The sequence below is a fragment of the Microbispora sp. KK1-11 genome, from assembly GCF_006874435.1.
In the GTDB taxonomy this organism is placed as follows: Bacteria; Actinomycetota; Actinomycetes; order Streptosporangiales; family Streptosporangiaceae; genus Microbispora; species Microbispora catharanthi.
This window is the reverse complement of record NZ_VIRJ01000170.1, coordinates 1-377: the sequence shown is the minus strand read 5'-3', so window position 1 is coordinate 377 and position 377 is coordinate 1. Positions and strand designations below refer to the sequence as shown.

Annotated in this window: 1 protein-coding gene; it reads right to left on the bottom strand. The window is 68.7% G+C overall.

The genetic code is table 11. The features are described from left to right. Positions 1–377 (bottom strand): AMP-binding protein (locus tag FLW16_RS43235; protein ID WP_221891609.1); only part of this gene is annotated, 377 nt, incomplete at both ends.

Sequence of the window (377 nt, the reverse complement as noted above, 5' to 3'; positions counted from 1 at the left end):
CCCGAACCCGCTCATCCACCGACACCGACGACACCACCGCCACCACACCGGCATCGGCCGCCATGAACTCCAGCCGCTCCACCGGATACACCGGATCCAGCGGCACATACGCCGCCCCCGCCTTCAACACCCCCAGCAACACCGCCACCCACCACGGCGACCGATCCAGACACACCCCCACAAACGACTCCGCACCCACCCCCAACCCCCGAAGACGAGCAGCCACCCCACACGCCCGCTCATCCAACTCCCGATACGACCACTCCACCCCCTCACCCACCACCGCCACCGCATCCGGCGACACCCCCACCCACCGCTCGAACAACCCATGCAACGACCCCTCCACCACCACCGACCCCGCCAACGACAACGGCTCG